This is a genomic window from Streptomyces sp. ActVer (assembly GCF_027270795.1).
GTDB lineage: Bacteria > Actinomycetota > Actinomycetes > Streptomycetales > Streptomycetaceae > Streptomyces > Streptomyces umbrinus_A.
Genome location: NZ_JAPWHT010000184.1, coordinates 1 through 18963, shown reverse-complemented (window position 1 = coordinate 18963; position 18963 = coordinate 1). Strand labels below are relative to the sequence as shown.

Below are 18963 nucleotides of genomic sequence, written 5' to 3'. Positions count from 1 at the left end.
GCCGGGTGCCGGCGGCCGGCCCGAGCCCGTAGACCGCGGCGGAACGGCCGGTGCCGCCAGAGACGGTGCCGGAGTGGGCGGCGAGCTCGGCGGTCTCCAGCTCGGCCACGGCCGAGGAGACGGTCGGCTTGGACAGGCGCGCGCCGGCCGCAAGCTGGGGGCGGGTGGCGGTGCCCGCCTCGGCCAGCACGGCGAACACCGCGCGGGCACTCTCACTCAGGTTCATGGGCTCCCTCAGGTCGTGCAGGTAGTGCCGCGGCAGTCCGGTCGCAATGGTTGTACGGCACCGGGTCCGTACCCCTTGACGCACCCTACTTCGTTAGTTAACTTCCTAACGAACTCAAGCGGTACACGCCTGCCGCGCTCATCAGAAGCCCGTCCCGGGGCTTCCCGAGAACTCGTCCGAAGACACGATCGCTCGTGCCAAGACACGGTTCGCCCGCCGTTCGCTCCGCATGCGCGATATCGCGCAACGACGAAAGAGGCTCCGTGCAGGACTCCACGCCCATCGCCGTCGGCATCGACGTGGGCGGCACGAAGACGCATCTCCGTGCGGAGGCCGGGGGAAACCCCGGCCCCGGACAGAGTGCCGTCGCCGATCACGTGCGCATGAGCAGGGGATGGCGGCCGCACGATCCCGTGTCCGCCGCCGCGTGGCTGGCCGCACTGATCGACGAGGCGTTGCCCCAGGGCGCGCGCCCGGCCGCGGTGGCCGTCGGCGGCCACGCCTGCGAGACGCCTCGCCAGTGCGAGGAGATCCGCTCCGCACTCCACACTCTTCTCGGTGTCCCCTGCCTCGTCGTGGGAGACGCCGAACTCCTCGTACCCGCCGCCGGTCTGGACAAGGGGGTCGGCCTCGTCGCCGGCACCGGTTCGGTCGCGGTGGGACGACTGCCCGGCGGCGACACCGTCCAGGTCGGCGGCTGGGGCGCTGTGCTCGGCGACGAGGGCGGCTCGGCCGGTCTCGTACGCGAGGCCGCGCGGGCCCTGTGGGCGGCACACGACCGCCGCGATCCGCCGGACGCCCTCGCGGCCCGGCTGATCGCCGCCTTCGACGTTCCCGAAGTACCCGCCCTGGGCGCGGCGTTGGAGAGCGCGACCCGTCCGTCCGCCGAGTGGGGGCGGCACGCGCCCAGTGTGTTCGCGGCGGCCGAGGACGGTTCGCCGCTGGCCCGTCGGGTGATCGCCGAGGGCGGCCGCGCGCTGGCGTCGCTCGTCGTGCGGCTCGCCGGGCGCGGGGTTCCCGTGGACGACGTGGTGGTGGCGGGCAGCACGGTGCTCGTCCAGCCCGCGCTGTACGAGGCGTTCACCGAGGCACTCGCCGAAGCGCTGCCGGCGGCGCGGCCCCGGCCCTTGCGCGTACCGCCGGTGGAGGGCGCCGTGGCACTGGCCAGGTCGCTGCGGTGATACGACGCGGGCCGATCTGTTTCCCGGACAGTTGAGTTGACCGCTCCAGGGTGCATCCACGCGTTCAACTCCCGTTCAGGGGCCCGGGTTCAGCTCACGTGATCAGTTCGAGTTCATCGCTTTCGAGTTCATCGCTCTTGAGTCCGTCACTTTCGAGTCCGTCGCTCTTGAGTCCGTCACTTTCGAGTCCGTCGCTCTCGCGTCTTTCGCCGTCGCGTCCCTCGCTCTCGCTTTCGTGACGGTCGAGTTCATTCCTCCCGTTGTGACTCCAGAAGGAGAGGCACCTCCATGCCCGGTGCGTACCCCCGTCCCCCTCTCGGCAGATCCGGTGTCAACCGGCGTGTGTTCCTGCGGACTTCCGTGGGCGTCTCGGCCGGACTGGTCGCGGGCCCCGCCGTGGTGGCCTGGCCTGCCGCCACGGCCTCGGCCGCCACGAACGCGTCCGCCGCCTTCGTGGACTCGTACACCACCAACGTCATCGGCAACCTCACGTCCGGGACCAACGCGGCCGTGCACATCCTCGACGGCTTCGCGCGCATCTGGAAGACGGGCGCGGCATGGAACACCGGCACCCCGCTGATGCCCGAGGTCCTGCGCGCCAACGTGCGGTACAGCGTGCGCGTCACCCGGCGCCGCACGGACGCCGAGGCCCGGACGGCGTTCATCCAGGACCGCCAGCACCAGAGTTACGCGGTGATCGCCGGTCTGGGCCCGCTCGCCGACCTCTACCGGAGCGGGGCGAAGGCCGTCACCGGGATCACCACGGCGCCGGACGGCATTCCGGCCGGCAAGATCAACGACACGCTCCCGGCCGACGCGCCCGCGGGCTCCGCGCTGGGTGCCGGTTCCTACACCTCGGACCTGGGCAAGGTCGCCGAACTGGTCGACACGGTGCGCGGCCCGTTCGCGTCGAGCAACCCCTCCAAGCTCGCCTACCAGTACCCGCGTCCGTGGCGCATGAACGAGGACAGCGAGGTCGTCGACACGGGCAGGACCGACGAACTGGGCTACCCCGTCTACGAGTCCGATGTCGTGGTCGTCCCGCAGCTGCTGAGGCAGCGCGGCACCGACCCGGCCGACGACGGTGGCTTCTCCAGCGGCCACACGAACGCCTTCTATCTGGCGGCGCTGGCCATGGGGTACGCGGTCCCGGAGCGGTTCCAGGAACTGGTGGCCCGTGCCTCCGAGCTCGCCCACACCCGCATCGTGGCGGGCATGCACAACACCGTGGACGTGGTCGGCGGCCGGGTCCTCGCCACGGCCCTCGCGGCGGCGGCGCTCGCCGACCCGAAGAACGCCGGCCTCAAGGCCGCGGCCCGCGCCCAGGCCTCCGCGTACTTCCAGGAGAAGACGGGCACGACCGCGGACACCCTGTACGCCTACGCGCACTCGGCGGGCCTGGACACCGACCCGTACGCGGACCGTTCGGCCAACTGGGCAGCGGTCGAACCCCGGTTGACGTACGTCCTGCCCAAACTGCACTCGCACGACCGCATGACCGTGCCGAAGGGCGCGGAGGTCCTGCTGGAGACGCGTCTGCCGTACCTCACGGCGGCCCAGCGGCGCGAGGTGCTGCGGACGACCGCGCTGCCCGCCGGTTACGTCCTGCTGGACGGCTTCGAGCAGTGGGGGCGGCTGAACCTGTTCGCCGCCGCCGACGGGTACGGGGCCTTCGACACCGATGTGCGCGTCACGCTGGACGGTTCGGCCGGTGGTTTCGGTGCCGCCGACACCTGGCGCAACGACATCGGCGGCCGGGGCGCACTCGTCAAGCGCGGCGGCGGCACGCTGACGCTCACCGGGGACAACGAGTACTCCGGTGGCAGCACGGTGGAGGAGGGTGTCCTCGCGACCGGTTCGGCGGACGCGCTCGGCTGTGGTGACGTACGGGTCAAGGGCGGGACGCTGCGGGCGACTTCGCCGCTTCGGGTTCGAGGGGCGTACGCCCAGGCGTCCGGCGCGATTCTCGACGTGACGCTCGACGGGGATCGTGCGGCGGCTCTGAAGGTGGGCCGGCGTGTGGTGCTCGACCGGGGCAGTCGGCTCGTCATTCGGCTGGACGGCTCCTACCGGCCGCGGCGGGGTGCGGTGCTTCCTGTGATCGAGAGCCGAATGTTGCAGGGGCGGTTCGAGAGCGTGACTGTGGACGGGGTCCGTGCCGAGCAGGTGTTCACGTCGCGTGGGCTGTCCGTGCGGCTCGCGTAGGCACTGCGTTGGCAGCGCGGTGATTCACCTGCGGGCCGGTGGGGGCTTGTCGCGCCCACGCGGCGGAGCCGCAAATGTCACAGCCCCGCGCCCCTTACGGGGCGCGGGGTGTGCGTCAGTGGCCCTCCAGGAGCCAGGCTCTGCTGCCGTTGGCCGGGGGTGTGGGTGGGGTGGGGGCGGAGAGCCAGTCGGCGACTGTGCGTGCGATGGGCTGGCCCGAGTCGATCTCTATGAATCCGAACTGGCCGGACTGGTTGCACTCCAGGAACCACCACATGCCCTCGGCGTCCTCGGCGAAGTCGAAGGCGCCGTATGCCAGTTGGGCCTCCCGCAGATAGGTGACCACGCCGGCGGCGATGCACGAGGGCACGTCGGCGGGGCGCCAGGGAGCGTCCGAGGTGGCGAACCGTACGTCCACCTCGTCGGGGTCGGCCTCCGGGTCGACCGCCTTTCGGGCGGCGTGGATCCGGTCGCCGACACAGGTCAGCCTGATGTCGGCCCGCTTGGCCACCCGCCGTTGGAGCAGGGTCGGGCCGTAGGCGACGGCCGCGAAGTCCGCGTCGGGCGCGACCCTGCTGGTCGGGACCGCCCGGGGCGGTTCCTGCGGGTGCGCGCCCGAGACGGGCTTGACCACCAGGTCCGGGAAGCGGTCCGCGAAGTCACGCGCGGCCTGCGGGAACGTGGTGATCAGTGTGGCGGGTACGGGCAGTCGGCTGAGCTGGGCAAGGTGGAGCTGCCAGGGCTTGTGCCGGGCCCGCCGGGCCGCGTCGGGGTGGTTCATCCAGCGCGCGTCGGTGGAGCGCAGCATGCCGTAGAGCGCCTGGGCGGACTCCTCGGTCAGCCAGTCGGAGGGCTCGGCGACCCGGCTCGCGGGCACGCCGGGCCTGCGGACCCAGACGGACCGCAACCCGTTCATGCTCACCAGCCGGCCACCGACGGACAGATGTCCGCGGAAGACGCCGTGCACGTACTCCCCCGACAGGGCCACGGGGCCCGGCAGGTCCGCGGGGTCGAGGCGGACGACCGGCACCCCGGTCCCGTCGAGTTCGGCAACCACCATGTCCGCGGTCACATCCTGTTCGCACGTCAGGATCAGAACCGTCATCGTTAGGGGTCCGGCTTCAGTCGTCGAAGTGGGTCTTCGAGCCTGCCGTGGAGGTGGTGGCCCCCAGCTCCCGCAACACGGCGTAGTCATGAGCGGCGAGCCGCCCGTCCGGGAGCACGTTCAACTGCAGTCTGGAGTCATAGGCATACGGAACGCTGACCTCCAACTGCTGGGCCGGACGGGCGTAGTTGAGCGCGAACGGTCGCATCGGTTCTCCTTGCTCGGTGCGAACCCGGTGAAGCGGATCGTGACGCTCCGGCGTCACGTCGCCTGACAGGTTTGCAGGGCTTCCACGGAGATATACGAATCGAACAGGCGAATGGTTGCTTCACGCAGCGTAGTCATCGGACCAGTACGGTCCGTGACGTGATCCGACCGGGCCGATCCTGCGTGCATGGGGCAGCCATTCGACTCCTATGACGCACGCCCCGGGGTTACGGATCCGGGGTCGAGCCGCAGTTCAGCGCACTGGCGCACACCTTCACCCTTCGAACGCCTCGCGCGCCCGTGCGGTGCCCCTGGGCCGGCGGCGCCTGGGCGCGCCGGACCACGGGTCGTCGTACCTGTCCGGCCGTGGCCATGAATTTCATTCGGAGGACACCCCCCTCACGGCTACTCTCGTAGCGCTTTCCGATCTCCCCGCCCCATTGCCGACCTCTTGCCGCAGTCCCCTTCCAACCCGTTTCCGCCCCTTTCCGACCGTCAACGGAGGCAGACCATGGATCAGTTGCGGCAAGAAGTGGATCCGGTCGAGGTCGGTCTCGATCCGGTGGCGCTGGACCGTCTCGACCGGTTCTACGCCCGTCGCGTGGACGACGGCCTGCTGCCCGGGTACCTCATTTCCGTGGCTCGTCACGGCCGTGTCGCGTATCTCACGTCGTACGGTCTGCGCGACCGGGAGACCAACGTCCCGGTCACCGCGGACACCGTGTGGCGGCTCTACTCGATGACCAAGCCGGTGGCGTCCGTCGCCGCGCTGATGCTCCACGAGGAAGGCCTGCTGGACCTCGACGACCCCGTCTCCCGCCACCTGCCGGCCTTCGCCGACCCCCAGGTCTACGAGAGCGGTGCGGGCGACGGCATGAGGACCCGCCCGGCCGAGGGCCCCGTCCTGGTCCGGCACCTCCTGACCCACACCGCGGGCCTGACCATCGGCGCGTACCGCACCCACCCCGTGGACTCGCTCTACCTGGCGGCCGGAGTCGAGATCTCGGCACCGAAGGACGCGGACCTCGCCGAGGCCTGCGAGGTGTACGCGGGTCTGCCGCTGCAGTTCGAGCCGGGGACCGAGTGGAACTACTCGGTCGCGACCAATGTGGTCGGGCGGCTCATCGAGGTGGTGACGGGCCGGCCGCTCGACGAGTTCCTCGCCGAACGGGTCTTCGCACCCCTCGGGATGACGGACACCGGCTTCTGGGTCTCAGGAGAGCGGGCGGACCGGCTGGCCGCCCTGTACGAGGAGAACCAGGACGGTGGGATCGCCCGTATCCAGGGACCGCCGGTGCACGAGCGCCCGCGGCTGCTCTCCTGCGTCGGCGGGCTGGTGGGGACGGCCCTCGACTACCACCGCTTCATGGAGTTCCTCCGCCGGCGCGGCGAACTCGACGGCGTCCGGCTGCTGTCCCCCGAGACCGTGGACACCATGACCGCCAACCACCTCCCCACCGACCTCCACGCCTTCGGCAGCAAACCCGTCCACGGCCGGCCGGGCAACGCGGGCCTGGGCTTCGGCCTCGGCGTGTCGGTCGTCGTGGACGCGGACCGCACGGGGTCCCCGGAGAGCGAGGGCTCCTACGGCTGGAGCGGGGCGGGCGGTACGACCTTCTGGGTCGACCCGCGCAACGATCTGACCGTCCAGCTCATGACACAGGTCCGGCCTGCGGGGATGCTCTCCTTCCACGAACTGAAGGGGTTCGTGAGCGAGGCACTCGGCGGCTGACGAGGGCCCGGCGGGCATTCCATGGGGTTGGCCACGCCAAGAGGCCGACGACACCGGGAGCCGGGAGTGCGCCTGTGTTCAGTGGGTCCCGGGAGTGGCTGCTCGGCGAGGACGGGGCGCCGGTCGTAGCGGCAGTCGGTGTCAGGAGTGGTCGTCCGGACGTCAGGAGGGCTCGTCCGTCCGCAGCGTGAAGTCGACGCCGTCGCGGGCGAGTTCGGCGAGCCAGTCCTCGGACCGCTCGGCCGTCTCCGCCGCTCGGTTGAGGCCGGGTGGCAGGCCGTCGTCCAGGATCCGCCGTACCCCCAGCGCCAACGTCCGCGACACGCACCGTGCCATCGCGCTCTCCTCCGTGTCTCCCTCCAGATCGAGCAGGTAGCGGCCCGACCAGGTGCGGTCCGGGCCGGCGTGTACGTCCAGGGACACGGCGAGGACGACGCGGTCGCGGTCGGCGTCGGTGGTCGGGTAGCGGGCGGCCAACTCCTGGGCGAGGCCGGTGATTCGCTGGTCGTCGCCGTGCCGGAGTTCCTCGAAGACCGGCTGCCAGGCGTCGAGCCAGCCGTCGAGGCGGAGGGTGCCGCGGACGAAGGTCTGGGGCTTCCAGGCCGCGGGCAGTCCGTACTGGTCGACGAAGGGGAGGCTGTCGCGGTTGGGGTAGACCTCGAACGGTTCGCCGTCCACCACGTGGGGGCGTGTGACCTCCCAGGGACGCGGGGCCGTGGTCTCGGCGCCGGCCTCGATGTAACGGGCGGGCGAGCGCAGGGCGTTGAGGACCCCCGCCGGGGCCCAGCTGAACCGGTACCTGAAGTCGTTCGGGACGGCCGGGATGCCGCCGCAGTAGGAAGTGAGGCTGACCTCGGCGGTCGTGTCGGCGCCGATCTTCTCGCGGGCCCTGGCGATGAGGCTGTGCGCGAAGAGGTGGTCGATGCCCGGGTCGAGGCCGGACTCGGTGAGGACCACGACCCCGGCGGCCGTGGCGGCGGGCACCTGGTCGAGGACCGCCTCCGAGACATAGCTGGAGCAGGCGAAGTGGGCCCCGCGGCTCACACAGGCCGCGAGCAGCCCCGCGTGTTCGGGGGCCGGGAGCATGGAGACCACCACGTCGCCGGGCGCCAGTTCGGCGGTGAGGGCCGGGAGCGTGTACGCGCGGGGCTCGGCGCGGCCGGTGAGGCCGCGGGTCTCCAGGCTCTGGGCGGCTCGCTCCTCGGTGCGGTGCCACAGGCGTACGCGGTCGGCCGCGTCGCACAGCGCGGCGAGACCGCTGCCGGTGGACAGGCCCGCGCCGATCCAGTGGACGGTGCCGGAGGCGGGGACACCGGCGGGCTGGGCGGTGGTCTCAGGCATCGCGGAACTCCCCTTGTGTCAGACCGAGTTCACGGCATGCTTCGTGGTAGCGGTCCAGGTCGCGACCCCACGCCCCGGCCACCCCGAACTCCAGGAGCTGTGGCGTCAGTGCCGCCGAGAAGTCCGTGCTCGCCTCCTTGGGCAGCAGGGACGGCAGGTTGTCGATGGCGATGAGGTCGAGCGCGGGCGCCTCGTGCAGGCGCCGCACGGGGTCGGTCCAGTCGGTGACCGTGTCGTAGACCGGCAGGACGTTGTAGGGGGAGCCGACGTCACAGGTCACGTCGCAGACCGTGCGCAGCCGGCGGCCCGGTTCGTCCAGGTCCTTGTCCATGAGGAAGGGGGTGCTGGGCCCGGTGGTGAGGACGGTGTTCACCATCAACTCGTGGTCCAGCAGGGCCTGTCGGTCCAGGTCGCGGGTCTCGGCGAGGTCCCAGCAGGTGGGGTCGAGCCCCGCCTCGGCGAGCGCCACCCGCGCACCGCGTCCGGAGCGGCCGAGCGCGCCGACCACCAGCGAGGCGAACTCGGTCTCGCCGGGGGCCGGTTGGAGTTCGGCGTCCAGTTCCTCCTTGGACGTCGGCCGCAGTGGGGCGCTCAGCCTGCCCCGGTGGTGCAGTACCGCGAGGGCCGCGCCCACATAGCCCGCCCAGTAGCCGAAGGCGGCGAGCCTGCGGCCGTTGTCGTCCACCAGGTACTCCAGGTCGAACAGCCCCCCTCCCCCGGCGACGAACCGGCGCAGCAGCGCCTCCGCCCCGGGCTGCGCCTTGTACGCGTGCCCGAAGAAGACATGACGGTGCCGCAACTGATCCGGCCCGTCCGGGAGTTCCTTGAGGCCCACGATCACCGCGTCCGCCGGGGCGCCGGTCCATGCCCCCGCCTCGACGACCCTGCAGCCCGCCTCCTCGTACGCCCCGGTCGGGAAGACGCGCTGCGGGGAGTCCTCGACGGTGAGCATCACGCCGTTCCCGACGAGCCGCCGGGCGTCGGACGGCACGATCGGGGTGCGCCGCTCGGTCGTGCGGGTCTCGTGGCGCAGCCACAAGTGGAGCTCGGTCATACGCAGTTGACCTCCGGTCTCAGGGCATCGGCGGCGAACCGTTCGGCACGCAGCGGGGTGATGTCGACGAAGGGATCATGCCCCAGGAAGAGATCGCGGACGACCTCGCCCACGGCGGGCCCCTGGAGGAAGCCGTGCCCGGAGAACCCGGTCGCGTACAGGAAGCGGGAGACCGAACGCGCCTCGCCGATCAGCGCGTTGTGGTCGGGGGTGATCTCGTACAGGCCCGCCCAGCCGCTCGTCCTGCGCAGGTCGAGCAGTGCGGGTGCGCGGTGCTCCATGGCCTCGCAGAGGCGGGGGATCCAGCGGTCGTGGGTCTCGGTGGCGAAGCCGGTGGTCTCGTCCGGGTCGGACATGCCGACGAGGAGGCCCGGGCCCTCGGTGTGGAAGTACAGGCTGCTGGTGAAGTCGATGGTCATGGGGAGGTCGGGCGGGAGGTCCGGGACCGGTTCGGTGACGGCGATCTGGCGGCGCAGCGGCTCCACCGGGAGGTCCACGCCGGCCATCGCGCCGACGGCCCGCGACCAGGCGCCCGCCGCACAGACGACGGCCGACGTTTCGATCCGGCCCAGCCCTGTGACGACGGCCGTGATGTCGTCGCCGCGCGTCTCGATGCCGGTGACCTCGCAGTGGCGTACGACCTTGACGCCGTGGCGGCGGGCGGCGGCCGCGTATCCGTGTACCACGGCCTCGGGCGTGCAGTGGCCGTCGTCCGGGGAGAAGGCCGCGGCCAGCAGTCCGTCGGTGGTGATCAGCGGCGAGAGGCGGCGCGCCTCGGCCGGGTCCAGCATGCGGCTGGGCACACCGAGTCCGTTCTGCAGCCGCACCCCGGCCTCGAACGCCTCGACCTCCGCCGGTGTGGACAGCAGGAAGAGGTAGCCGACGCGGTGCAGTCCGATGTCGTGGCCCGTCTCCTCGCCGAAGCGGGCGAACGCCTCCAGGCTGCGCGCGCCCAGCTGGATGTTGAGCTCGTCGGAGAACTGCGCGCGCACTCCGCCCGCGGCTCGCGAGGTGGACCCGGAGGCGAGTTCGTCCCGCTCGACGAGCACCACGTCCGGCACTCCGGCCCGCGCCAGGTGGTAGGCGATGCTCGTGCCCATCACCCCGCCGCCGATGACGACGACCCCCGCCCGTCCGGGAACACCGGTCATGAGCCCACCCCCTGGGCGCGAGCGGCGTCGATGACCGCCCAGGCCGCGGCGGCATCCTGGATGCCGATGCCGACGCTGTTGTAGTAGACGATGTCCCGCTCGGTCGTACGTCCCTCGCGGCGGCCGGTGAGTACCTCGCCGAGCGGGATCAGGTCCTCGTGGGCGAGCGTCCCGGAGCACAGTGCGGCCACGACCGGTCCGGCGTGTTCGGCCGCGGTCCCGGGGTCGTCGACGACGACGGCCGCGGACCGCCGTACGACGTCGGTGTCGACCTCGCTGCGGCTGGGCTCGAAGGATCCGACGCTGACGACCGTGCAGCCGGGCGCGAGCCACTCGCCCCGGACGACGGGCGTGCTGCTGAGCGTGCAGGCGGCGACCATGGGCAGTCCGGCCACGGCTTCCTCCGCCGAATCGACGGCCTTGACGGGGATGCCGAGTTCGGCCGCGAGGAGCCGCGCCGCCCGTGCTCTGCGGTCCGGGGACGGGCTCCAGATCCGTACGGCTCTCAGGTCCCGGACCCGGGCGACGGAGCGTGCGTGCGCGAGGGCCTGGGTGCCGGAGCCGATCAGGCCGAGTTCGGTGCCGTCAGGGATGGCGAGTGCGTCGAAGGCCACGGCGCTGGCCGCGGCCGTGCGCAGGGTCGTCACCGCCGTGCCGTCCATGACGGCGACGAGTTGCCCGGTGACCGGGTCGAGCGCGTTGATCACGGCGTGGATCGTCGGCAGTCCGGCGGCCGCGTTGCCCGGGTTGACACTGCCGATCTTGGCGACGGCCCCGGTGTCCGCGGACAGCCGCGCGAGGTACGCGAACACGACGCTGTCGTCGAACCCGCTCGGATGCATGATCTTGCCGGGCAGCTCGGCGGTGCCGTCGCCCAGCGCCGTGAAGGCGGCCCGCTGGGACCGGATCGCGGTGTCGGTGTCGAGCAGCGCGGCCACCTGGTCGCGGGAGAGATGGAGGACGTCGTCGGTCATCCCTCTTCCCTTCCCCTGTCCGCGCCGATGTCACCGCGGTCGGGGCGTCCGGGTGACACTCCTCCTGATCACACCACCGCCCGGCCGGCGCGCGCCACTGGGGGCGCGCGGCGCGCGGGGCCGGCTGCGGGGCCGGTCGGCCGGGTCAGACGCGGTGGCCCACCACGGCGTCCAGGTGCGGCAGGTCGTGGTCCAGGCGCTCCCGCTTGGTGCGCAGATAGGTGATGTTGTCCTCGCAGGGCGGGATCAGCAGCGGGACCTGCGCGTCGACCTTGATGCCGTTGCGGAGCAACGCCTCGCGCTTGCGCGGGTTGTTGGACAGCAGTCTCACGGAACGGACGCCGAGGTCGTGCAGGATCTCCGCGGCCACGCCGTAGTCGCGGGCGTCCACGGGCAGCCCGAGCGCGAGGTTCGCCTCGACGGTGTCGAGGCCCTCCGCCTGGAGCTTCATCGCCTGGAGCTTGGCGAGCAGGCCGATCCCGCGGCCCTCGTGGCCCCTCAGGTAGATGAGGATTCCGCGCCCCTCGGTCACGATCTCCCGCAGTGCGGTGGAGAGTTGGGGACCGCACTCGCAGTGCCGGGATCCGAACGCGTCACCGGTGAGGCACTCGGAGTGCAGCCGGGTGAGCATTCCGTCTTTCTGGATGTCACCGTAGACCAGAGCCACTTGTTCGTCTCCGCGGGTACGGTCCAGGTAGCCGACGGCCTGGAAATCGCCGTACACCGTGGGCAGCGGGGCATTCACGACCCGCTCGACACCGGCGGAGTGAGCTTTCCCGGCGAGTACGCCATCTATTTCTGTCATGATTCTGGTTCCTAAGCAGAGACGAAAGGTCGCGAGAACATGGGCAATTCGGGCGGTTCGGAAATACGACTCACGGTGTCAGGGCAGCTGCCGACAGACACCACGGAAGACGTACGCGCACGAGGTGCCGGCGCTGCCCGGCAGGTCGCCGTGCTTCCCGTGGGCAGCTTCGAGCAGCACGGTGCGTATCTTCCGCTGTCGACGGACACGCTCGTCGCCTGCGCGATAGCCCAGGAAGTGGCTGCCGCATTCCCCGTTCACCTCCTTCCTCCGGTGACGATCTCCTGCTCGCACGAACACGCGGCCTGGCCGGGAACGGTGAGCATTTCCTCCGTGACGCTCCATGCGGTGGTGCGGGACATCGCCGACTCGCTGCGTCGGTCGGGTGTGGACACCCTCGTCGTGGTCAATGGACATGGCGGCAATTACGTATTGGGCAACGTCGTGCAGGAATCCACGGCCGCCGATGCCCGGATGGCTCTTTTCCCGGCCGCGGAGGACTGGGAGACGGCGCGGGAGCAGGCCGGGATAGAGACCTCGCTGCTCACTGATATGCACGCGGGGGAAATAGAGACCTCCATTCTGCTGCACAGGCATCCCGAATTGGTCAGGCCGGGTTACGAGACCTCCGACTTCGAGGCCGACGACCGCCGGCAACTGCTCACGCTGGGCATGTCGGCCTATACCAAGTCCGGTGTCATCGGCCGCCCTTCGAGGGCGTCCGCCGAGAAGGGGAAGGTACTCCTCGCCTCGCTGGCCGGTTCCTTCGGAGCGTACTTCTCGCTGCTGACATCGGAGGCCGGGCTTCCTGCGGTCGTCGATCGGCACTGAGTGTCCCCGTTTCCTTCCGCGCGGGCCGAGATCCGGGGCGCCGGTGACTCCGTGTGCGAGTCCGGGCCCGGCTCGGCGGCCGCGTTCTCCTGCGGGCGCCGCAGCCCCGCGTACCAACGCGCCACCAGTACGGCGACACCGGGCAGGCTCGCGGCGAAGCTGAGCACGCCGTAGACCACGGCCACGGTCAGGCCCTGGGTCGCGCCCAGGCCCGCCGCGCCGAACGCCCAGGCGGTGACGCCTTCCCTGGGTCCCCAGCCGCCGACGTTCAGCGGCAGCCCCATGGCGATCAGGGCGAGCAGTGCCAGGGGCACCAGCTCGGCGGCGGAGGCGGACGAGCCGGCCGCCCGGGCCGCGAGCAGGAACATCAGGACGTGTCCCGCGAGCACCACGACCGACGAGATCAGGACGCCCGGCCAGCTCCCGCGGGCCAGCAGCGCCCCGCGCGCCTCGGTGAGTGCGGCGCGTACGGCCCGGTAGCGGCGGGACGTGCGCGGCGCCCTGCCCCTGCTGCGGACCGCGCCCACGGTGGCGACCCCGCACAGCGAGACCGCGACCAGCAGCACGGCGAGGTGCCGGGTCTCGGTCAGCACCGGCGAGGGCTGGGTGAGCAGCACGGTCACGCCGACGGCGGCCAGGACCGCCTGTCCCGCGACCCGTTCGAGGACGACCGCGCGCACTCCGCGGCCGACGTCGCCGGCGCTCTGTCCGTGCCGTACCGCGCGGTGCACGTCGCCGAGTACGCCGCCCGGCAGGGCCGCGTTGAGGAACAGCGCGCGGTAGTAGTCCGCGACGGCCGGGCCCAGCGGCAGCCTGAGCTTCATCCCGCGGGCCACCACGCACCAGCGCCAGGCGCTGAACACGGTGGTCAACAGGCCGATGCCGAGCGCCGCGAGAAGCGTCGGGCCGTCGATCCGGCGCAGGCCGTCCAGGAAGACCCCGGTGCCGAGCCGCCAGGTGAGCACGGTGAGGATCACGACGCCGGCGATGGTGCCGAAGTGGGTGCGCAGGACGCGGGAATCGAGGCGCGCCAGGACGGGACCCGCGAAGCGGGCCAGGGCCTTGCGCGGACCCGCGGTGGGCGTGTCCGCCGTCGCGTCGGCGCGGGCGGACCCGGTCTCGCCGTCCCCACCTTCCTCACCGTCGAGGCGTACTCGTCCGGTCTCCCGTTCCTCCGCACCGCCGTCACGGACCGCCGACGACAGTTCGTCGTCCAGGGCGGCCAGCGACTGTGCCTCGTCCGCCATCGCCGGCGTGCTCATCAGGCTCCCCCTGTCGGGCGGGCCAGTGCGAGCAGGTCACTGTGGTGCACCACCACGCTCAACTGGCCCGCCTCGCAGGCCGCGAGGCGCTCCTTGAGGTAGGCGTCGGCGCGCTCGGCCAGTGCCGGGCGCTCCTCGACGGCCGCGCCGACCCAGCCGCGCAGCCACTCCGCGGTCAGTGCGGACTCGTCCGGGCCCAGGCGCCACGCGCTCGGGTGCACCCGGACCGTCGCGCCGTGCCGGGCGAAGGCGTCGCAGGCCGCGTTGATCGATTCCGGGCCGAGCAGATCGCCGCGCCGCTGGTGGTCGTTGAACGCGGCGGTGATCTCGTCGTCCAGCGGGTGGGCCGGGGTGAGTTCGACGCGGCCGACCACGGAGAGCGTCAGGAGCGCGGGGCAGCCGGCTCCGGCGCAGGCCGCGGCCAGCGCCTCGATCTCGTCCGGGGTCAGGACGTCAAGGAGTGCGGAGGCCGTGACCAGCGAGGCGCCGGCCAGGGCGTCCGCGGTCAGCCGGGCGACGTCGCCGCGCTGTGTCTCCACGGTGACGCGGCTGCCGTCGGCGGCCGACCGGGGCGACCCGACGGCGGCGAAGTGCAGCAGATACGGGTCGCGGTCGTGCAGTACCCAGTGCTGGGGCCCGTCGAGCCGGGGCGCGAGCCAGCGGCCCATGGAGCCGGTGCCGCAGCCCAGGTCGTGGATGACGAGTCCGCCACGCCCCGGCAGGTTCGCGAGCCGGATCCGCAGCGGGTCGAGGAGCTCGGCCGCCCGGGCCGCCGCGTCCACGGGCTCGCGCAGTTCCAGCCACTCGGGGGCGTAGCGGGTCGTGTCGTCGGTGGCCTCGCCGCGGGTGCGGTCACCGAGCCGAATCGTTCCTGTGTCCCGTCCCTGGCTGTCCCGCCCCTGGCCCGGAACCACGGCCTCGGTCTCGGTCGTCGTCGTCATCTCGTCGCGTCCCCGCCCTGCCGTGTGCGTCCCCTCACCACGTCCCAGCGAGGCGGTGCTCGTCTCCTCGTCGAGGCCCGGTTCGGCCGTCGTCGTGCCGTGCCCCGGAGTCCCGGCCGGCGTCGTGCTCGTACTGCTCATGCCGCCCCGATCCTTGCCTCGCTCTTCAGTCGCCCCAGGACACCGGACAGACTCCGGGCCGTGGCGGCCCAGCCTCCGAGGGAGGCCCGGCGGGCGCGCGCGGCGGCCTTCAGGCGACGGCGTACGTCGGCCTCGCCGAACCAGCCACGCAGTTCGGCCGCGAGGGCCGCGGGGTTCTCCGGCGGCACGAGCAGCCCGGGCACCCCGCCGTCGGGCGCGCGCCCGACCGCCTCGGGGAGCCCGCCGACGTCCGTGGCCAGCACGGGGATACCGCGGGCGAGCGCCTCGGTGACGGCCATGCCGTACGTCTCGGCGTACGAGGTGAGGACCATGAGGTCGGCGGAGGCGTAGCTCGCGTCGAGCGCGGCGCCGGACTTCGGGCCGGCCAGCTGGAGCCGGTCGCCGAGGCCGTGCTGGTCGATGAGCGCCCGCAGCCGGGCCACGTACTCGGGGTCGTGGTCGAGGCCGCCGACGAGGACGCAGGTCCAGGGCAGGTCGGTGACCGCGGCGAGGGCCTCGACCAGTCGGTGCTGTCCCTTGCGCGGGGTGACCGAGGCGACGCACAGCAGCCGCGAGACGCCGTCGGTACCGGAGGCCAGCGGTGCGATGTCGGCGCCGGGCGCGGCGACATGGACCCGGTCGGGCGCGAGGCCGTGGTGGGCGACGAGCCTGCGGGCCGCCCACTCGCTGGTGGCGGCGACGGCGGGCACGGACCGCAGTGTGCGGCGTTCCCGGGCGTCCAGGTCCGCGGCCAGCGCGGGCGTGAGCCCCGTCTCGTCGCCGAGCGGCAGGTGCACGAGAACGACCAGCCGCAGCCGTTCGGCCTCCGGGATGACGATCTCGGGGACCGCGCAGGCGACGATGCCGTCGAGGAGTACGACGGTGTCGTCGGCCAGGTCCGCGAGGGTGCGGGCCAGTTCGGCGCGGGCCGGGGCCTCGGGCTGGGGCCAGCTGCCGTCGATGGCGTGCTTGTGGACCTGCCAGCCGAAGCCGGGAAGGTCGAGGCTGACCCGGGCGTCGTAGACGTTGCCGCCGCTCGGCATGGTCGGGTCGTCCACTCCGCCGGGCATCACGAAGTGCATGGCGCGCAGGGACATGGGGATGATGTCGGCGTTGTGGCTCACAGGGCACGCTCGTAACTCGCCCAGGCGATGTGCGACTCGTGCAGGGTGACGGTGATGCCGGCCAGGCCGCGGGCACCCTCGCCCAGCAGGCCCTTTTCCACGCGCTCGGCGAGGCGGTCGGCGACGACCTTGGCCAGGAACTCCGTCGAGGTGTTGGTGTCGGCGAACACCGGCTCGTTGTCGAGGTTCCGGTAGTTCATCTCGGCCACCACCTCCCCGAGTTCCCTGGTGGCCAGTCCGATGTCGACGACGATGTTGTCGTCATCCAGCTCGGTGCGGCGGAACGTGGCGTCCACGAGGAACGTCGCCCCGTGCAGGCGCTGCGCGGGTCCGAAGACCTCTCCGCGGAAGCTGTGGGCGATCATCAGGTGATCGCGGACGGTGATGCTGAACAACGGACGACCCTCCAGGTGCGGCGCGTCTGACCCCTCTGCCGGGGCGTGCCGTGTAGTACGGCCGGTCCGTTCTCCGTGTTCAGGGGGTTCGGCTCGGAGTTTCGGACGATGCGCTCCGCTGAGTGGGGCGGTTGGGTTCGGTGTGGGTGGCGGTGAGTTGGTGACTGCGGGTTGGTGGGGGCTGGTCGCGCCCGCGCGGCGGAGCCGCACATCGACACAGCCCCGCGCCCCTCAAGGGCGCGGTCGGTGTCCTGTGTCTTCAAGGTCCGGGCGCGATTGCGTCGTAGCGGACGAGGTGGCACATCCCCGTTGATTCTGCCTCAGCGAGCGCGGTCATCGTCTCCGGTAGCTCCTCAAAGGAGGACTCGCCGGTGATCAGGGCGTCGAAGGCCGGGTCGGCGAGCAGGTCGAGGGCGATGGCGAGGCGGTCGGCGTAGGTGCGGCGGGCGCTCCTGGCCGGGGAGACGGTTCCGACCTGGCTGCTGCGTATCACCAGGCGGCGGGAGTGGAACGCCTCGCCGAGCGGCAGGCTGACCTTCCGGTCGCCGTACCAGCTCAGTTCGAGGACGGTGCCCTCCGGGGCGAGGAGTTCCAGCGAACGGGCGAGCCCGGCCTCTGTGGCGCTGGCGTGGACGACCAGGTCGCGGTCGCCTGCCGCGTCCGCCGGGAGCGCGAAGTCGACGCCGAGGGCCTGTGCGATGCCGGCGCGCGCCGGGTTGGCGTCGACGAGTTGGACCCGGGCCGCGGGAAACCGGGCCAGGAGCGCGGCGACACTCGCGCCGACCATGCCGGCGCCGACCACGGTGATCCGGTCGCCGATCAACGGTGCCGCGTCCCACAGGGCGTTGACCGCTGTCTCCACCGTTCCGGCGAGTACGGCGCGCGAGGCGGGCACGGTCCCGGGCACGGGCGTCACGGCGCTCGCCGGGACGACGAACCGGGTCTGGTGCGGATAGAGGGAGAAGACGGTCCGCCCGAGAAGTTCGGTCGGTCCCGCCTCCACCACTCCTACGTTCAGGTACCCGTACTTGACCGGGCCGGGGAAGTCGCCCTCCTGGAAGGGCGCCCGCATGGCGGCATGCTGGCTCTCCGGCACGCCGCCGCGGAAGACGAGCGTCTCGGTTCCGCGGCTCACCCCCGAGAAAAGTGTTCGCACCACGACCTCGCCCTCGGCGGGCTCGGGCAGTTGGGCGTCGCGGATCTCACCGAGGCCCGGAGAGCGGAGCCAGAAGGCGCGGGCGGAACGGTCCATTCGGCATCCTCCTGAGTAATCCATGTGAATGGGCTGAGCGAATGAGCTGAACGATCGGGCGGCGAGCCACGTACCGACCTTTGCGAAGCCGCGCACAAGGTACGCGGCATTGATCGACTCTGTCACCTGGCCGGAGGATGTGCGGTGGCCCTGAACAACACGTACGACGCGAGGCTCTTGCAGCAGGAGACGGCCGTGGGAGCGGGTGTGCAGCTTCTGTTGCTCACCGTGCTCGGCACGGCGCTCGGCATGGGGCCCGCGGGCTGGCTGACGGGACTGGCGTTCGCGCTCGCGACGTGGGCGGTGCTCTCACGCGCCCTGCATCGCACGCGGCCCCGTTCCTTCGGACCGGCGAACCGCGTGACCCTGGGCCGGGCCACCCTTGTCGGCGGAGTGACCGCGCTCGTCGCGGACTCCTTCCAGAGCCCACCGCCGGTGACGGTCCTCGTCGCCCTCACCGCGGTCGCCCTGATCCTCGACGCGGTCGACGGCAAGGTCGCCAGGCGGACGGGTTCCTCCTCCGCGCTGGGCGCGCGCTTCGACATGGAGGTCGACGCGTTCCTCATCCTGGTGCTCAGCGTGTACGTCGCCACGACCGTGGGCCCCTGGGCCCTGCTGATCGGCGGCATGCGCTACGCCTTCGTTGCGGCCGCCCGGTTCCTGCCCTGGCTGAACAACGCCCTCCCGCCGAGCACGGGCCGCAAGACGGTGGCCGCCCTCCAGGGCGTCCTGCTGCTGCTCGCGGGCTCGGGGATCCTCCCGTACGCCCCGACGTTCGGCGTCGTCGCTCTCGCCCTCGGCCTGCTGACGTGGTCGTTCGGCCGTGACATCGCGTGGCTGTGGCGCACGCGGGGCTCCGCCGAGCGGGGGGTCACGCCGGTCGAGGTCGAGCACCTCCACCGGGAACCGGCCGGCGCGGGCGCCCAGTAAGGGGTTGCTTTCAGGCTTTTAGGGGCGCGGGGAACTGCGCGCTCAGCCCCCATAACCAGCAGCCGACGTACTACCTCGACTGCGGGTTGTGTGTGGCTGGTCGCGC

At 71.9% G+C, this 18963-nt stretch carries 17 protein-coding genes and 1 pseudogene; 5 read left to right on the top strand and 13 right to left on the bottom strand.

Translation table 11 applies throughout. The annotated features are described in order from the left end of the window. The coding region (locus O3Q52_RS27420; RefSeq protein ID WP_269651398.1) for a helix-turn-helix domain-containing protein at positions 1 to 226 on the bottom strand (226 nt) is incomplete at its 3' end. 263 nt (positions 227 to 489) lie between these two features. Here O3Q52_RS27420 and O3Q52_RS27415 point away from each other — a divergent pair. Together O3Q52_RS27415 and O3Q52_RS27410 are read left to right on the top strand one after the other, a co-directional pair. Then, positions 490 to 1407 (top strand): N-acetylglucosamine kinase, encoded by a 918-nt coding sequence (locus O3Q52_RS27415; protein ID WP_269651397.1) that lies wholly within the window; start codon positions 490 to 492, stop codon positions 1405 to 1407. Positions 1408 to 1695: 288 nt separating this feature from the next. Beyond that, the gene (locus O3Q52_RS27410) at positions 1696 to 3612 is read left to right on the top strand and encodes a phosphatase PAP2 family protein (RefSeq protein ID WP_269651396.1); all 1917 of its coding nucleotides are present in this window, start codon (positions 1696 to 1698) and stop codon (positions 3610 to 3612) included. Positions 3613 to 3727: 115 nt separating this feature from the next. On the opposite strand, the gene tgmB is transcribed toward O3Q52_RS27410, so the two are convergent. After that, on the bottom strand, positions 3728 to 4717 hold the full coding sequence (gene tgmB, locus O3Q52_RS27405) for an ATP-grasp ribosomal peptide maturase (RefSeq protein ID WP_269651395.1): 990 nt from the start codon (positions 4715 to 4717) through the stop codon (positions 3728 to 3730). 16 nt (positions 4718 to 4733) lie between these two features. Further along, on the bottom strand, positions 4734 to 4925 hold the full coding sequence (tgmA, locus tag O3Q52_RS27400; protein ID WP_033325990.1) for a putative ATP-grasp-modified RiPP: 192 nt from the start codon (positions 4923 to 4925) through the stop codon (positions 4734 to 4736). Between the two features lie 510 nt (positions 4926 to 5435). On the opposite strand from tgmA, the gene O3Q52_RS27395 reads away from it, so the two are divergent. Next, positions 5436 to 6656: a serine hydrolase gene (locus O3Q52_RS27395; protein WP_269651394.1), complete on the top strand. Its 1221-nt coding sequence runs from the start codon at positions 5436 to 5438 to the stop codon at positions 6654 to 6656. A gap of 162 nt (positions 6657 to 6818) precedes the next feature. On the opposite strand, the gene O3Q52_RS27390 is transcribed toward O3Q52_RS27395, so the two are convergent. The 5 genes from O3Q52_RS27390 to ribA all read right to left on the bottom strand — a co-directional run bounded on the left by O3Q52_RS27390 (position 6819) and on the right by ribA (position 11981). Next, positions 6819 to 7997 carry a saccharopine dehydrogenase family protein gene (locus tag O3Q52_RS27390; protein ID WP_269651393.1) on the bottom strand — a complete coding sequence of 393 codons (1179 nt, stop codon included), beginning with the start codon at positions 7995 to 7997 and terminating at the stop codon, positions 6819 to 6821. Continuing rightward, on the bottom strand, positions 7990 to 9051 hold the full coding sequence (locus O3Q52_RS27385; protein ID WP_269651392.1) for a saccharopine dehydrogenase: 1062 nt from the start codon (positions 9049 to 9051) through the stop codon (positions 7990 to 7992). Before O3Q52_RS27385 ends, O3Q52_RS27390 begins: the two co-directional genes overlap by 8 nt. Further along, the gene (locus O3Q52_RS27380) at positions 9048 to 10202 is read right to left on the bottom strand and encodes an FAD-binding oxidoreductase (protein ID WP_269651391.1); all 1155 of its coding nucleotides are present in this window, start codon (positions 10200 to 10202) and stop codon (positions 9048 to 9050) included. The genes O3Q52_RS27385 and O3Q52_RS27380 overlap by 4 nt, the downstream gene beginning before the upstream one ends. Further along, on the bottom strand, positions 10199 to 11176 hold the full coding sequence (locus O3Q52_RS27375; RefSeq protein ID WP_269651390.1) for an ornithine cyclodeaminase family protein: 978 nt from the start codon (positions 11174 to 11176) through the stop codon (positions 10199 to 10201). Before O3Q52_RS27375 ends, O3Q52_RS27380 begins: the two co-directional genes overlap by 4 nt. Before the next feature lie 145 nt (positions 11177 to 11321). Beyond that, on the bottom strand, positions 11322 to 11981 hold the full coding sequence (gene ribA / locus O3Q52_RS27370; RefSeq protein WP_269651389.1) for a GTP cyclohydrolase II: 660 nt from the start codon (positions 11979 to 11981) through the stop codon (positions 11322 to 11324). Between the two features lie 39 nt (positions 11982 to 12020). On the opposite strand from ribA, the gene O3Q52_RS27365 reads away from it, so the two are divergent. Further along, positions 12021 to 12812, top strand: a complete 792-nt coding sequence (locus tag O3Q52_RS27365) for a creatininase family protein (protein WP_332112950.1) — start codon at positions 12021 to 12023, stop codon at positions 12810 to 12812. Between the two features lie 203 nt (positions 12813 to 13015). On the opposite strand, the pseudogene O3Q52_RS27360 reads toward O3Q52_RS27365, so the two are convergent. From O3Q52_RS27360 to O3Q52_RS27340, 5 genes and pseudogenes are all read right to left on the bottom strand, one after another. Further along, a pseudogene (locus O3Q52_RS27360) lies at positions 13016 to 14059 on the bottom strand (lysylphosphatidylglycerol synthase transmembrane domain-containing protein); the annotation flags it as partial. 14 nt (positions 14060 to 14073) lie between these two features. Next, positions 14074 to 15015 (bottom strand): class I SAM-dependent methyltransferase, encoded by a 942-nt coding sequence (locus tag O3Q52_RS27355; protein WP_269651400.1) that lies wholly within the window; start codon positions 15013 to 15015, stop codon positions 14074 to 14076. Between the two features lie 137 nt (positions 15016 to 15152). After that, positions 15153 to 16253 carry a glycosyltransferase family 4 protein gene (locus O3Q52_RS27350; protein ID WP_269651399.1) on the bottom strand — a complete coding sequence of 367 codons (1101 nt, stop codon included), beginning with the start codon at positions 16251 to 16253 and terminating at the stop codon, positions 15153 to 15155. Between the two features lie 23 nt (positions 16254 to 16276). Next, positions 16277 to 16675, bottom strand: coding sequence for a 6-carboxytetrahydropterin synthase (locus tag O3Q52_RS27345; RefSeq protein WP_055613680.1), 399 nt, complete (start codon positions 16673 to 16675; stop codon positions 16277 to 16279). A gap of 259 nt (positions 16676 to 16934) precedes the next feature. Further along, the gene (locus O3Q52_RS27340; RefSeq protein WP_269651387.1) at positions 16935 to 17927 is read right to left on the bottom strand and encodes a zinc-binding alcohol dehydrogenase; all 993 of its coding nucleotides are present in this window, start codon (positions 17925 to 17927) and stop codon (positions 16935 to 16937) included. A gap of 144 nt (positions 17928 to 18071) precedes the next feature. Between O3Q52_RS27340 and O3Q52_RS27335 the strand changes: the two genes are divergently transcribed. Continuing rightward, the gene (locus O3Q52_RS27335; protein ID WP_269651386.1) at positions 18072 to 18857 is read left to right on the top strand and encodes a CDP-alcohol phosphatidyltransferase family protein; all 786 of its coding nucleotides are present in this window, start codon (positions 18072 to 18074) and stop codon (positions 18855 to 18857) included. Positions 18858 to 18963: the final 106 nt, after the last annotated feature.

Excerpts from the sequence above, each read along its gene's own strand:
- O3Q52_RS27410 (WP_269651396.1), top strand. The coding sequence starts at position 1,696 with ATGCCCGGTGCGTACCCCCGTCCCCCTCTCGGCAGATCCGGTGTCAAC.
- tgmB (WP_269651395.1), bottom strand. The coding sequence starts at position 4,717 with ATGACGGTTCTGATCCTGACGTGCGAACAGGATGTGACCGCGGACATG.
- tgmA (WP_033325990.1), bottom strand. The coding sequence starts at position 4,925 with ATGCGACCGTTCGCGCTCAACTACGCCCGTCCGGCCCAGCAGTTGGAG.
- O3Q52_RS27395 (WP_269651394.1), top strand. The coding sequence starts at position 5,436 with ATGGATCAGTTGCGGCAAGAAGTGGATCCGGTCGAGGTCGGTCTCGAT.
- O3Q52_RS27390 (WP_269651393.1), bottom strand. The coding sequence starts at position 7,997 with ATGCCTGAGACCACCGCCCAGCCCGCCGGTGTCCCCGCCTCCGGCACC.
- O3Q52_RS27385 (WP_269651392.1), bottom strand. The coding sequence starts at position 9,051 with ATGACCGAGCTCCACTTGTGGCTGCGCCACGAGACCCGCACGACCGAG.
- O3Q52_RS27380 (WP_269651391.1), bottom strand. The coding sequence starts at position 10,202 with ATGACCGGTGTTCCCGGACGGGCGGGGGTCGTCGTCATCGGCGGCGGG.
- O3Q52_RS27375 (WP_269651390.1), bottom strand. The coding sequence starts at position 11,176 with ATGACCGACGACGTCCTCCATCTCTCCCGCGACCAGGTGGCCGCGCTG.
- ribA (WP_269651389.1), bottom strand. The coding sequence starts at position 11,981 with ATGACAGAAATAGATGGCGTACTCGCCGGGAAAGCTCACTCCGCCGGT.
- O3Q52_RS27365 (WP_332112950.1), top strand. The coding sequence starts at position 12,021 with ATGGGCAATTCGGGCGGTTCGGAAATACGACTCACGGTGTCAGGGCAG.
- O3Q52_RS27355 (WP_269651400.1), bottom strand. The coding sequence starts at position 15,015 with ATGACGACGACGACCGAGACCGAGGCCGTGGTTCCGGGCCAGGGGCGG.
- O3Q52_RS27350 (WP_269651399.1), bottom strand. The coding sequence starts at position 16,253 with ATGTCCCTGCGCGCCATGCACTTCGTGATGCCCGGCGGAGTGGACGAC.
- O3Q52_RS27340 (WP_269651387.1), bottom strand. The coding sequence starts at position 17,927 with ATGGACCGTTCCGCCCGCGCCTTCTGGCTCCGCTCTCCGGGCCTCGGT.